The organism is Polaromonas sp. P1_F4, assembly GCF_056405675.1.
Window position 1 is genome coordinate 585537 of sequence record NZ_JBFUBP010000001.1, and the last position, 13262, is coordinate 598798.

General features: G+C 59.4%; 13 protein-coding genes and 1 tRNA gene. 11 read left to right on the plus strand and 3 right to left on the minus strand.

All coding sequences use genetic code 11. The features are described 5' to 3' along the window. Positions 1-15 precede the first annotated feature (15 nt). The 10 genes from uvrB to AC1DYQ_RS02855 all read left to right on the plus strand — a co-directional run bounded on the left by uvrB (position 16) and on the right by AC1DYQ_RS02855 (position 8789). Positions 16-2139 (plus strand): excinuclease ABC subunit UvrB, encoded by a 2124-nt coding sequence (uvrB, locus tag AC1DYQ_RS02810; protein WP_477685478.1) that lies wholly within the window; start codon positions 16-18, stop codon positions 2137-2139. Between the two features lie 268 nt (positions 2140-2407). After that, positions 2408-2944, plus strand: a complete 537-nt coding sequence (gene iscR, locus AC1DYQ_RS02815; protein WP_457280416.1) for a Fe-S cluster assembly transcriptional regulator IscR — start codon at positions 2408-2410, stop codon at positions 2942-2944. Positions 2945-3050: 106 nt separating this feature from the next. Further along, positions 3051-4268, plus strand: a complete 1218-nt coding sequence (locus AC1DYQ_RS02820) for an IscS subfamily cysteine desulfurase (protein WP_457280417.1) — start codon at positions 3051-3053, stop codon at positions 4266-4268. A gap of 33 nt (positions 4269-4301) precedes the next feature. Continuing rightward, on the plus strand, positions 4302-4688 hold the full coding sequence (gene iscU, locus AC1DYQ_RS02825) for a Fe-S cluster assembly scaffold IscU (protein ID WP_007867013.1): 387 nt from the start codon (positions 4302-4304) through the stop codon (positions 4686-4688). Between the two features lie 52 nt (positions 4689-4740). Then, entirely contained in the window at positions 4741-5064 is a 324-nt protein-coding gene (gene iscA / locus AC1DYQ_RS02830) for an iron-sulfur cluster assembly protein IscA (RefSeq protein ID WP_074575253.1), read from the plus strand. Positions 5065-5140: 76 nt separating this feature from the next. Continuing rightward, on the plus strand, positions 5141-5659 hold the full coding sequence (gene hscB / locus AC1DYQ_RS02835) for a Fe-S protein assembly co-chaperone HscB (protein ID WP_477685479.1): 519 nt from the start codon (positions 5141-5143) through the stop codon (positions 5657-5659). 30 nt (positions 5660-5689) lie between these two features. Then, a complete protein-coding gene (hscA, locus tag AC1DYQ_RS02840; protein ID WP_477685480.1) occupies positions 5690-7552 on the plus strand; it encodes a Fe-S protein assembly chaperone HscA in 1863 nt (620 codons plus the stop codon). A gap of 14 nt (positions 7553-7566) precedes the next feature. Next, complete coding sequence (fdx, locus tag AC1DYQ_RS02845) at positions 7567-7905, plus strand: ISC system 2Fe-2S type ferredoxin (protein ID WP_477685481.1); 339 nt, start codon at positions 7567-7569, stop codon at positions 7903-7905. Between the two features lie 55 nt (positions 7906-7960). Further along, positions 7961-8668, plus strand: coding sequence for a DNA polymerase III subunit epsilon (dnaQ, locus tag AC1DYQ_RS02850; RefSeq protein WP_477685482.1), 708 nt, complete (start codon positions 7961-7963; stop codon positions 8666-8668). Between the two features lie 46 nt (positions 8669-8714). After that, positions 8715-8789, plus strand: a tRNA-Val gene (locus tag AC1DYQ_RS02855). A gap of 105 nt (positions 8790-8894) precedes the next feature. On the opposite strand, the gene AC1DYQ_RS02860 is transcribed toward AC1DYQ_RS02855, so the two are convergent. The 3 genes from AC1DYQ_RS02860 to AC1DYQ_RS02870 form a co-directional block, all read right to left on the minus strand. After that, positions 8895-10577, minus strand: a complete 1683-nt coding sequence (locus tag AC1DYQ_RS02860) for a PhoH family protein (RefSeq protein ID WP_457280422.1) — start codon at positions 10575-10577, stop codon at positions 8895-8897. A 178-nt stretch (positions 10578-10755) separates the two neighbouring features. After that, positions 10756-11232, minus strand: coding sequence for a peroxiredoxin (locus AC1DYQ_RS02865; RefSeq protein WP_092128171.1), 477 nt, complete (start codon positions 11230-11232; stop codon positions 10756-10758). A 123-nt stretch (positions 11233-11355) separates the two neighbouring features. Continuing rightward, complete coding sequence (locus AC1DYQ_RS02870) at positions 11356-11754, minus strand: Mth938-like domain-containing protein (RefSeq protein ID WP_477665775.1); 399 nt, start codon at positions 11752-11754, stop codon at positions 11356-11358. Between the two features lie 197 nt (positions 11755-11951). Here AC1DYQ_RS02870 and AC1DYQ_RS02875 point away from each other — a divergent pair, with 197 nt between their 5' ends. Then, positions 11952-13175: a pyridoxal phosphate-dependent aminotransferase gene (locus AC1DYQ_RS02875; RefSeq protein ID WP_477685483.1), complete on the plus strand. Its 1224-nt coding sequence runs from the start codon at positions 11952-11954 to the stop codon at positions 13173-13175. The last annotated feature ends 87 nt before the right edge of the window (positions 13176-13262 follow it).

A 13262-nucleotide genomic window follows, 5' to 3' on the forward strand; every position in this document is an offset into this window, starting at 1 on the left:
CCTGATCGAGGTTTTATGCCAGAAGCTATGGAAGTCATAACTGATTCAGTCAACACCGACCCCACTGTGGGCCAGTTCGTCCGTTTCCCGGATTCGCCGTTCGAGCTGTTCCAGCCCTATCCGCCTGCGGGCGACCAGCCCACGGCGATTGACCAGCTGGTCGAGGGCATCAACGACGGCGAGGTGTTCCAGACACTGCTGGGCGTGACCGGCTCCGGCAAGACCTTCACCATGGCCAATGTGATTGCCCGGCTGGGCCGGCCGGCCATTGTGTTTGCGCCCAACAAGACGCTGGCCGCGCAGCTTTACAGCGAGTTCCGCGAGTTCTTCCCGAAAAACGCGGTCGAGTATTTCGTCAGCTACTACGACTACTACCAGCCTGAAGCCTATGTGCCGCAGCGCGACCTTTTCATTGAAAAAGACTCGGCCATCAACGAGCACATCGAGCAGATGCGTCTGTCGGCCACCAAGAGCGTGCTGGAGCGGCGCGACACCATCATCGTCGGCACGGTCAGCGCTATTTACGGCATAGGCGCGCCCGAGGATTACACACAGATGCGGTTCATTGCGCGCATCGGCGACAAGATGGGCCAGCGCGACGTGATCGCCCGGCTGATCCGCATGCAGTACACACGCAACGAGCAGGACTTCGCGCGCGGCACGTTCCGGGTGCGCGGGGACGTGATCGACATTTTCCCGGCCGAGCATTCCGAGCTGGCCATACGCATCGAGCTGTTCGACGACGAGATCGAGTCGCTGCAGTTGTTCGACCCGCTGACCGGCCGCATCCGCCAGAAAATTCCGCGTTTTGTGGTCTACCCCAAGAGCCACTACGTCACGCCGCGCGACAAGGTCATGACCGCCGTGGAAACCATCAAGCTGGAGCTGTCCGAGCGGGTGGCCCAGTTTGTCGCCGACGGCAAGCTGGTGGAAGCCCAGCGCATCGAGCAGCGCACCCGGTTCGATCTGGAGATGCTCAGTGAAATCGGCCACTGCAAGGGAATCGAGAACTACACCCGTCATTTGAGTGGCTCGCCGGCGGGCTCGCCCCCTTCGACGCTGTGCGATTACCTGCCCAAGGATGCCGTGATGTTTCTCGACGAGAGCCACGTCATGATCGGTCAGCTCAACGCCATGTACAACGGCGACCGCGCACGCAAAACCACGCTGGTGGAATACGGTTTTCGCCTGCCGAGCGCGCTGGACAACCGGCCGCTCAAGTTCGAAGAGTTTGAAGCCAAGATGCGCCAGGCCGTTTTTGTCTCGGCCACACCGGCAAATTATGAGAAAGAGCACGCCGGCAAGGTGGTGGAGCAGGTGGTCAGGCCCACCGGGCTGGTGGATCCGCAGGTGGAAGTGAGGCCGGCTACCCATCAGGTCGACGACGTGCTGCAGGAAATCCGCATCCGGGTCGAGAAAAACGAGCGGGTGTTGATCACTACGCTGACTAAGCGCATGGCTGAGCAACTGACGGACTATCTGAGCGACAACGGTGTGAAGGTGCGCTACCTGCACAGTGACGTGGACACGGTCGAGCGCGTGGAAATCCTGCGCGACCTGCGGCTGGGGGCCTTTGATGTACTGGTGGGTATCAATTTGCTGCGTGAAGGGCTGGACATTCCGGAGGTGTCGCTGGTGGCCATCCTGGACGCCGACAAGGAGGGCTTTTTGCGCGCCGAGCGCAGCCTGATCCAGACCATTGGCCGGGCGGCCCGCAACCTGAACGGCCGTGCGATTTTGTATGCAGACCGCATCACGGACTCCATGAAAAAAGCCATGGATGAAACCGAACGGCGGCGCAACAAGCAGATTGCCTTCAACCTGGAGCACGGCATCACGCCGCGCAGCGTGGTCAAACGCATCCGCGATTTGATCGACGGCGTCTACAGCGAGAAATCCGGCAAGGAAGCCGAAAAGATCGAGATGCAGAAGGCGTTGGTGGAAGACATGAGCGAGAAGGACATTGCCCGCGAAATCAAGCGCCTGGAAAAGCAGATGATCGAACACGCCAAGAATCTCGAGTTTGAAAAAGCCGCGCGGGTCCGGGACCAGCTGCACATCCTCAAGGAACAGGCTTTTGGTGCGCCTGGCACCGATAATGTCGTGCCGCTGACCTCTGCAGGCCAAGCCCGCGCCTAGACCCGGCAACCCCCTTGGGCCCATTTAATGCACAAAAATGGTGCGTTAAATGGCTCTGCCTACGGGTTAGTCCCCATGTTTTGGGCCGTCTCAGCGGGAAAAACCCCGCTTGTGTTATACTTGACGAAAACAGTCAAGAACAATACCAGAACAACAAAAAGCCCCCGCGATACCGGTTGACTGACCTGGGCGGCTGGAGGAAGAGTTCCCTGTAAGCCACAAGCTTTCAGGGTGAAAACGACAGTCAAGCCATTTAAAGGAGCTTGTTATGCGCCTCACGACCAAAGGCCGCTTTGCGGTCACCGCGATGATTGATTTGGGATTGCGTCAGAACAACGGCCCGGTCACGTTGGCCGCCATCAGCCAGCGCCAGCAGATTTCCCTTTCTTACCTCGAACAGCTGTTCGGCAAACTGCGCCGTCACGAACTGGTGGAATCCACCCGTGGTCCCGGCGGCGGTTATACGCTGGGCCGCAAGGCTTCCGAGATCACCGTGGCGGACATCATCGTGTCGGTGGACGAGCCGATCGACGCCACCCAGTGTGGTGGCAAGGAAAACTGCCTGGGCGAAGGCGGCCGCTGCATGACGCACGAGCTGTGGGCTTCACTGAACAGCCGCATGGTGGAGTTCCTGGACTCCGTGACCCTGCAAAAACTGGTGGAAGACCAGCTCGCCAAGGGCGTGGTGATCGAGAACACCCCGCAGGTCAAAAAAGCCATTTTCACAGCGCCGGTTGTCAAGCCGATCCGCGTGAATGCGCCGAATTCGGTCTTCGCACTGGGCAATGCATTTTCCAAATCCTGATGGAGCGATGCCGGGCGTCTGCCCGGCACCATCCTTTTGTGAACCGACTGCATTGACTTCATCGATCGCGCTGCCAGCCAGCCTGTGAATTTAAAGAGCTAGCCACATGGACACCCCACACTTTCCCATCTACATGGACTACAGCGCCACGAACCCCTGCGACCCGCGGGTGGTGGACGCCATGATTCCCTGGTTGCGCGAGCATTTCGGTAACCCTGCTTCGCGCAGCCATGCCTGGGGCTGGGAAGCAGAAGCCGCCGTCGAAAAGGCGCGCGAGCAAATCGCCGACCTGATTGGCGCCGACCCGCGCGAGATCGTCTGGACCAGCGGTGCGACCGAGTCCAACAATCTGGCCCTGAAGGGCGCGGCCCATTTCTACAAGACCAAGGGCAAGCACATCATCACGGTCAAGACCGAGCACAAGGCTGTGCTGGACACCTGCCGCGAACTGGAACGCCAGGGTTTTGAAGTGACCTACATGGACGTGCAAGCCGACGGCCTGCTTGATCTGGAGGCGCTCAAGGCCGCTATCCGCCCCGACACCATTTTGGTCAGCGTCATGTTCGTCAACAACGAAATCGGCGTGATCCAGGACATCCCGGCCATCGGCGCACTGTGCCGTGAAAAAGGCATCATCTTCCATGTCGATGCCGCGCAGGCTACGGGCCGTGTTGATATTGACCTGGCGACCTTGCCGGTCGACCTGATGAGCCTGACCTCGCACAAGACCTATGGCCCCAAGGGCATTGGCGCCCTGTATGTGCGCCGCAAGCCGCGCGTGCGCCTTGAGGCGCAAATGCATGGTGGCGGCCACGAGCGCGGCATGCGTTCGGGCACGCTGCCGACGCACCAGTGCGTTGGCATGGGCGAGGCTTATCGCATCGCCAAGGCCGAGATGCATGAAGAGAACAAGCGCATCCTTGCCCTGCACGAGCGCATGCTCAACGGGCTCAAGGATGTGGAAGAAGTGTTCCTCAATGGTCATGCCGACAAGCGCGTGCCGCACAACCTGAACATGAGCTTCAACTTCGTCGAGGGCGAATCGCTGATCATGGGCATCAAGGGTCTGGCCGTGTCCAGCGGCTCGGCCTGCACGTCGGCCAGCCTGGAGCCCAGCTATGTGCTCCGCGCTCTGGGCCGCAGCGACGAACTGGCGCACAGCAGCTTGCGCATGACGATTGGCCGCTGGAGCACCGAAGAAGAAATTGACTACGCGGTCGCCACCATCAAGGAAAACGTGGCCAAACTGCGCGAACTGTCTCCCCTGTGGGAGATGTTCAAGGATGGCGTGGACCTGTCCACCATCCAGTGGGCTGCCCACTAGGCAGCGCGTCGAACAGTTAAAGAGGTAAACAAAATGGCATACAGCGAAAAAGTGGTAGACCACTATGAAAACCCCCGCAACGTCGGTTCCTTTGAAAAGGGCGATGAATCGGTAGGCACCGGCATGGTCGGTGCGCCGGCTTGCGGCGACGTGATGAAGCTGCAGATCAAGGTCAACCCGGTCACCGGCGTGATTGAGGATGCACGTTTCAAGACCTACGGCTGCGGCTCCGCGATTGCTTCCAGTTCGCTCGTGACCGAGTGGGTCAAGGGCAAGACGCTGGACGAAGCTGCAAGCATCAAGAACAGCGCGATCGCTGAAGAGCTGGCGCTGCCGCCTGTGAAGATTCACTGCTCCATCCTGGCGGAAGACGCCATCAAGGCCGCCGTGAACGATTACAAGCAAAAGCACGCGCACTGATTAGCTTGCGTTAAGCATCACCCGTCACCTGTTTTATTTTCGAGTGATTTAAATGTCCGTTACCCTCACTGATGCTGCTGCCCGACACGTGACCCGCTACATGACCAAGCGCGGCAAGGGTGTGGGCGTTCGCCTTGGCGTGAAGACCACCGGCTGCTCCGGCCTGGCTTACAAGCTGGAATACGCCGACGAGATCGCACCGGAAGATGTCGTGTTTGAAGACAACGGTGTCAAGGTGCTGGTTGACCCGAAAAGCATGGCCTACATCGATGGCACCAAGCTCGACTTTGTGCGCGAAGGCCTGAACGAAGGCTTCAAGTTCATCAACCCCAACGAACGTGATCGTTGCGGCTGCGGCGAAAGCTTCCGGGTTTAACGGGCGAGCGGTCCACCCTGTGCTGCACCCTTACCCAAGCCGCCTCCACTGATTGTGCTGGCGGCTTTTTCTCGGCATGAATCTCCAATCCAACGACTTCGAACTTTTCGGCGTGCCCCAGCGTTTCGCGCAAGACCGCGCAGCGCTTGATGCCCGTTGGAAGGATTTGCAGCGCGAGGCGCACCCGGACAAGTTCGCGGCCCAAGGCGCGGCCGCCCAGCGCGTGGCCATGCAGTGGTCGGTGCGCATCAATGAAGCTTATCAACGGCTGAAGGATCCTCTCAAGCGGGCGAGCTATTTGTGCGAGCTCAATGGCGCGCCCATCAATGCCGAGAACAACACCGCGATGCCGCACGATTTCCTGATGCAGCAGATGCAGTGGCGTGAAGCGCTCGATGATGCCGAAACAAGCGAAGATTTTGAAGAAATAGCCTCCCAAGCCACAGCTGACGGGCGCAAGCAGCTATCAAAAATAGAGCAACTGCTGGACGTGGACAAGGACTTTCCTGCCGCAGCCCAGCAGGTCAGAAGCCTTATGTTTATTGAGCGCTTTGCCAGTGAGGTTGATGCACGCATCGACCAGCTGGGACAATAAAGCATTACAGAAAAAGTACGACAACCGCGCATGGCACTCCTGCAAATTTCCGAACCCGGCCAGACGCCCGACCCGCACCAGCGACGCATCGCGGTGGGCATAGACCTGGGCACTACACACTCACTGGTCGCCAGTGTGCGCAGCGGCGTGTCCGAATGCCTGCCAGATGAGCAGGGACGGGTGCTGTTGCCCAGCGTGGTCCGTTACCTTGAAGGCGACAAGCGTCAGATCGGCTATGAGGCCCTGGCGGCGCAAGTAGAAGATCCGCGCAACACCATTTCCTCGGTCAAACGGTTGATGGGCCGCGGTATTGACGACATTGGCAGCCGCGCCCAATTGCCTTACGAGTTGAATGACAAGCCTGGCATGGTCACGCTGCAGACTGTAGCTGGCGAGAAAAGCCCTGTGGAAATCAGCGCCGAGATTCTGGCCACGCTGCGTTACCGCGCCGAAGACACCTTCAACGAGGACATCTACGGAGCAGTCATTACGGTGCCCGCCTACTTTGACGACGCCCAGCGTCAGGCCACCAAAGACGCCGCGCAACTGGCTGGCCTCAATGTATTGCGCCTGCTCAATGAACCCACGGCTGCTGCCATTGCCTACGGGCTGGACAACGGTAGCGAGGGCGTCTATGCCGTCTATGACCTGGGTGGTGGCACCTTTGACATTTCCATCCTGCGCCTCACGCAAGGCGTCTTCGAGGTTGTGGCTACCGGTGGCGATTCCGCATTGGGCGGTGATGACTACGACCGTGCGCTGGTTGACTGGGTGCTGGCCAAAGCCGGGCTCGCAGCAGACACGCTCACGCCGTCCGATAAGGCGGCCTTGCAGCGTACCGCCCGGAACTGCAAGGAGGCGTTGTCGTCTGCGAACCCCGTGCCTTTTTCGGTGCAGTTGGCCAAGGCCCTCGTCAATTTCGAAATGAAGGCGGAAGATTTTGAAACCGCCACCGCCCACCTGACCCAGCGTACCCTTGCTGCTGTTCGCAAGGCGTTGCGCGATGCCAAGCTGGCGAAAGAAGATATTCAGGGCGCAGTGCTGGTAGGTGGCTCCACGCGCATGCCGCAAGTGCGCAAGGCGGTTGCCAGTTTCTTCGGGCGTGATCCGCTGGTTAACCTCAACCCCGATGAAGTGGTGGCGCTGGGTGCGGCCATTTCCGCCAATCAGCTCGCTGGCAACAACACGGGCACAGACCTGCTGCTGCTCGACGTGATCCCGCTGTCGCTGGGCATCGAGACCATGGGAGGGCTGGTCGAGCGCATCGTGCCGCGCAACCAGACCATCCCCACGGCGATGGCGCAGGACTTCACCACCTACCAGGACGGCCAGACCGCGCTGGCGCTGCATGTAGTGCAGGGTGAACGCGACCTGGTGGCCGACTGCCGCAGCCTTGCCCGTTTCGAGCTGCGCGGCATTCCGCCCATGGTGGCGGGTGCCGCGCGCATCCGCGTGACGTTTACTGTCGACGCCGACGGGCTGCTTAGCGTGAATGCGAAAGAACAGGTCAGCGGCGTTGAGGCCCGCATCGACGTGAAGCCTTCCTACGGGCTGTCGGACGACGATATTGCGCGCATGTTGCAAGACAGCTTTTCAACCGCCCAGCAAGATATGCAGGCGCGCGCCCTTGCAGAAGCCCAGGTCGATGCCGATCGAATGATCCTGGCCACGCAAAGCGCCCTGGCAGCGGATGTCGACCTGTTGAGTCCCAATGAACGAGCGCAGATCGACAGCCTGATCGTCGGCCTGGCCGACACGCGTGCACATGGCGATGCAGCCGCCATAGAAGCGGCCACCCAGGCGCTGGCCAAAGGCACCGAAGGCTTTGCTGCCCAGCGCATGAACCGGGGCATCAAGCAAGCCCTGGCCGGTAAAAACATCGAGGCGGTCTGAACCGTACTGACAACATGCCCATCATCAAAATACTGCCTCATCCCGAATACTGCCCACAAGGCGCTGAAATCAGCGCGCCTGCCGGCACATCTATTTGCGAAGCCCTGCTCGACAACAAGATCAACATCGAACACGCCTGCGACCTCAGCTGCGCCTGCACGACCTGCCATGTCATCGTCCGTGAAGGCTTTAAATCACTGAACGAGCTCGACGAGAGCGAAGAAGATCTGCTGGACCGCGCCTGGGGCCTGGAACCCAATTCGCGCCTGAGCTGCCAGGCGTTTCTGGCCCAGGCTGATGTGACGGTGGAGATACCCAAATACTCCATCAATCACGCAAAAGAGAATCACTGAATTTTTGGGGTAGTTCAAGACGGATTTCCCCCTGTGCGGAGGCGATAATCCAGCCATGCGCCAAATCGTCCTTGATACCGAAACCACCGGTCTTTCCGCTGAAAACGGCGACCGCATCATCGAAATCGGTTGCGTCGAACTGGTGGCCCGCAAGCTCACCGGCAACAACCGACACTTCTACCTGAACCCCGAGCGCGACAGCCACGAAGACGCACTCAAGGTTCACGGCATCAGCAACGAGTTCCTGAAAGACAAACCCAAGTTCTCGGCCGTGGCCGATGAGCTGCTGGAATACCTGCAGGACGCCGAGATCATCATCCACAACGCGCCTTTTGACGTGAGCTTCCTGAACAAGGAGCTTGAACTCATCGGCAGGCCGCCCATCAAGCATTGTGTGGCCAAGGTCACCGACAGCCTGATGATGGCCAAGGAGCTGTTCCCGGGCAAGCGCAACTCGCTGGACGCCTTGTGCGACCGGCTCGAGGTCGACAATTCGGGCCGGACCTTGCATGGCGCCTTGCTGGACGCCGAACTGCTGGCCGATGTCTACATCAATCTGACCCGTGGCCAGAATGCGCTGGTGATGGATGTTGGGGATAGCGCCCGGGAAGGCGATAGTGACATGCCCCAGATTGATCTCAGCACCTTTGACCTGCCGCTGCTCGCTGCCAACGATCAGGAGATCGCCGACCATGAAAAGCTGCTGGTAGATATTGACAAGGCCAGCAAGGGTAAAACGGTTTGGCGTGTTTTGGCGGCCTAGGCCATAAAGCAGCACGAAACAGCATATAATCTTAGGCTGACCAATAGGGCGGTTAGCTCAGGGGTAGAGCACTGCATTCACACTGCAGGGGTCGCAAGTTCGAAACTTGCACCGCCCACCAGAATTTGAAGAACAAAAAAGGCCAAGTCTTGCGACTTGGCCTTTTTTCATTTCGGCGCCGTAAACACCGATAAGCGCCAATAAGCGCCGTTTTTCGCCGTCTTGCTTAGAGCACTTCGCTCGCGAAATCAGCCAGCCGCGAACGTTCGCCGCGCGCGAGCGTGATGTGGCCGCCGTGCGGCCAGCCCTTGAAGCGGTCGACGGCAAAGGTCATGCCCGATGAGCCTTCGGTCAGGTACGGCGTGTCGATCTGCGCCAGGTTACCCATGCAGATGATCTTGGTGCCCGGGCCGGCCCGCGTGATCAGCGTTTTCATCTGCTTGGGCGTCAGGTTTTGCGCTTCGTCGATGATGACGTACTTGTTCAGGAAGGTGCGGCCGCGCATGAAGTTCATGCTCTTGACCTTGATGCGTGATCGGATGAGCTCGTTGGTGGCGGCGCGCCCCCATTCGCCCGAGCCGCTGTCGGTTTTGCCCAGCACCTCCAGGTTGTCGTCCAGCGCGCCCATCCAGGGGCCCATTTTTTCCTCTTCAGTACCCGGCAGGAAGCCGATGTCTTCGCCCACGCTCACCGTAGCTCTCGTCATGATGATTTCGGTGTAGCGACGGTCATCCAGCACCTGCGTGAGCCCACTGGCCAGCGCCATCAGCGTCTTGCCCGTACCTGCGGTACCTGCCAGCGTGACGAAATCCACTTCCGGGTCCATCAGCAGGTTCATCGCGAAGTTCTGCTCGCGGTTGCGCGTGGTGACGCCCCAGACCGCGTTTTTGAGGTGGTTGTAGTCCTTAAGGGTCTTCAGGACGGCGGTTTTCGCCCGAATTTCCGTCACACGGGCATACAGCGGGGGTTCACCGGGGGCTTCAAAAAACACAAACTGGTTGATCAGCAGGCTGCCTACGATGGGGCCCGTGATGCGGTAGAAGGTGTGACTGCCTTGCTGCCAGCTTTCGACGGTTTTGCTCTGGCGCGTCCAGAAGTCAGCTGGCAGGGCCAGCGAGCCCGAGTACAGCAGGTCGCCGTCTTCCAGGGTTTTGTCGTTCTGGTAGTCGTCGGTGGCCAGACCCAGGGCGCGTGCCTTGACGCGCATGTTGATGTCCTTGGACACCAGAACCACCTCGCGCGGCGCGTATTCCTTGCGCAAGGCCTCGACCACGCCCAGGATCTGGTTGTCGGCCTTGCCCTGCGGCAGGCTCATGGGCAGGGTGTAATCCAGCGGTTTGGTCTGGAAAAACAGGCAGCCACCAGCTTCAGGGTGGCCGGTGGTGTCCAGTTTCAGGCCCTTGGCGATATCGGCGCCCTGGGTGCCTGCCAGCGCGTCCAGCGTCCGGCTGGTCTGGCGGGCGTTGCGCGCCACCTCGGTCATACCCTTTTTGTGGCCGTCGAGCTCTTCAAGCACGATCATGGGCAGGAAGATGTCGTGCTCCTCAAACCGGAACAGGCACATTGGGTCGTGCATCAGCACATTGGTGTCGAGCACAAACAGCTTGGTGGGGCCGGTGCGCTTGGCCTTTTTGGGCTTGGCTGCCGGCTGGGGCAGTGGAATGCTCTCTTTTTTATAGCTGCTTGCGCTCGTCCTTGAAGGGTTGGCAGGCTCTTTTCCTTGAAACGCTGACGGATGCTGGCTGCCATCCCCTGCTGCGCGGCTGTCAAACAGGTCCATCACCGGGGGTTTCTGGGCGGATTCGGCACTTTCCGTCTTTCGTGCTTTGGAGGGCGAGCGGGCGGGCGCATCAAGCGCGTCGGGGGAGAGCAGGGCGGCACGTTTGGTCGGGGCGGGGGGCAGGGGCATAGTGCTTAAAACTCTCTAAAAAAGAAGGGTTCCAGAAGCGAAAAAGCCGCCTTGAAACCAGGGCGGCTTGTTCTTTTGGCGCAGTTGCGAAGGTCAACAGCATGAGTTCATTATGCACAACTCGCGTGACAGGGCAATCCTTTGCAATTCTTTGTTGCTAACTGGCGTCAGGGCTGTTTCAGGCAGCCTTTTTGAGCGCCTTGACGGCCTTGAGCACGTCGTCCACATGGCCAGGCACCTTCAGGCCGCGCCACTCTTCTTTCAGCTGGCCGTCGGCACCCACCAGGAAGGTGCTGCGCTCGATGCCCTTGACCTTCTTGCCGTACATGATCTTGTTTTTGACCACGCCGAACATGTGGCACATTTTTTCTTCGGTGTCCGCAATGAGTTCGAACGGGAGTTCAAGCTTGGACTTGAACTCGTCGTGGGACTTCATGTTGTCGCGGGACACGCCGAACACGGTTGCGCCGGCCTTGACGAAGTCCTTGTAGCGGTCACGGAACTGCATGGCTTCCGTGGTGCAACCCGGTGTGTTGTCCTTGGGATAGAAGTACAGCACAACGACTTTGCCGAGGTGGGATGTGTTGGAAACCTTGATGCCGCCTGTGGCGATCGCTTCAAATTCGGGGAGTGGTTTATTGACGACGACTGCCATACTGAGTAGACCCTGACGAAAGTAGTTGTAATTAGCCGCGCCTTTTGGCAACCGGCCCGGGACGCGAGTCCTGGATGTGGTGCCAAGTGCAACCCTAGATTTTACCCTGAAAGAGAGGGCATTTCAGCCTTCTGTTCCTTCTGTTTCAATCAGCAGGGCAGCAATTACTTGCCGGCCTTCTCCCGCGAGGATGTTGTAGGTACGGCATGCTGCCAATGTGTCCATGGTCTCAATGCCGATGCGGCGCTCCATCAGCGTGCGCAGGAAGGCCGGAGGCGGAAAGCGCAACCGGGAGCCGCTGCCAAAAATCACAAGTTCAGGCTGCGTCGCGGCAAGCAGGGCGAAATGCTCTGCCGTGAGTTGCTCAAAACGCGTGCAGTTCCAGTCAAACTTCTCGCCCCTTGAGCCAATCACGATGCTGTGTTCGATTTTCTCCGCGACACCATTGCTTCCCAGGCCGACCCAGCCTGGACCGTAGCCAAGGATGGACTGGACATCGAGACGGTCTGGTTGAAGTTTCATACGGGATTATTTGGGCGTTTCGATGGCGCGGAGGACGCCGGTGCACGGGGGCGTTTGACGGGTTTTGGAGGCGAAAACCCTCTTTTATGTGGTCAAATTATAGATTCCGCCCGAATTTCCCGCCGCAGTGCTGATGCTTCTTCCCCGTTGCCAGCATGGTGGGGCCCGAGGCCCTGCCCACATACCGATAAAACCGCATGAAACCGATCACCAAATCTGCCAAGCTGGCCAATGTCCTTTATGACATCCGCGGCCCCATCATGGATGCCGCCAAGCAGATGGAAGAAGAAGGCCAAAAGCTCATCAAGCTCAATATTGGTAATCTGGCGGTGTTCGGTTTTGATGCGCCCGAAGAAGTCCAGCAGGACATGATCCGCAACCTGCCTGCCTCGGCGGGTTATTCGGACAGCAAGGGTATTTTTGCGGCACGCAAGGCCGTGATGCATGAAACCCAGAAGCAGGGCATCAAGGGCGTGACGCTGGACGACATCTACCTCGGCAACGGCGCGAGCGAACTGATCTCGATGGCCACCAATGCCTTGCTCGATGACGGCGACGAGCTGCTGTTGCCCGCGCCTGACTACCCACTGTGGACGGCCTCCACCAGCCTCTCGGGCGGCACGCCGGTGCACTACCGGTGTGATGAAAGCAATGGCTGGATGCCCAGCCTGGACGACATCCGCGCGAAGATCACGCCAAAGACCAAGGCCATCGCGGTCATCAACCCCAACAACCCGACGGGCGCGCTGTATTCCGATGAACTGCTCAAAGGCATCATCGGCATCGCGCGCGAGCACGGCCTGGTCATCCTCGCGGACGAGGTCTACGACAAGGTGCTTTACGACGGCGTCAAACATACGGCCATCGCCAGCCTGTCCACCGACGTGCTCACGCTGACCTTCAATTCGCTTTCCAAGAGCTATCGCTCCTGCGGCTATCGCGCCGGCTGGCTGGTGGTGTCCGGCCCCAAGAAGCAGGCGCAGGACTACATCGAAGGCCTGAACATGCTGGCCAACATGAAGCTGTGCTCCAACGTGCCCGGCCAGTGGGCCATCCAGACTGCGCTGGGCGGCTACCAGAGCATCAACGACCTGACCTGCGAGGGCGGCCGCCTGCGCCGCCAGCGTGACCTGGCCTACGAACTGATTACCGCCATACCCGGCGTCACCTGTGTCAAACCCAGCGCCGCGCTCTACATGTTCCCGCGGCTTGATCCCAAGGTCTACCCGATCAAGGACGATCGCCAGTTTTTCCTGGAGCTCCTCAAGGAGACCAAGGTCATGCTGGTGCAGGGCACGGGCTTTAACTGGCCCGAGCCGGATCACTTCCGCATCGTCTTCCTCCCGCATGAGGAAGACCTGCGCGAAGCCATTGGCCGTATTGCGAAGTTCCTCGAGAACTATCGCAACAACCGGATTTGACCTGTATCCGGCTTTTTTTTGCGCACCTCTTTTGAGCGCGAGCATCCACGATCAACGAAAAGCAAGACCTCAGCGACTATGAAACCG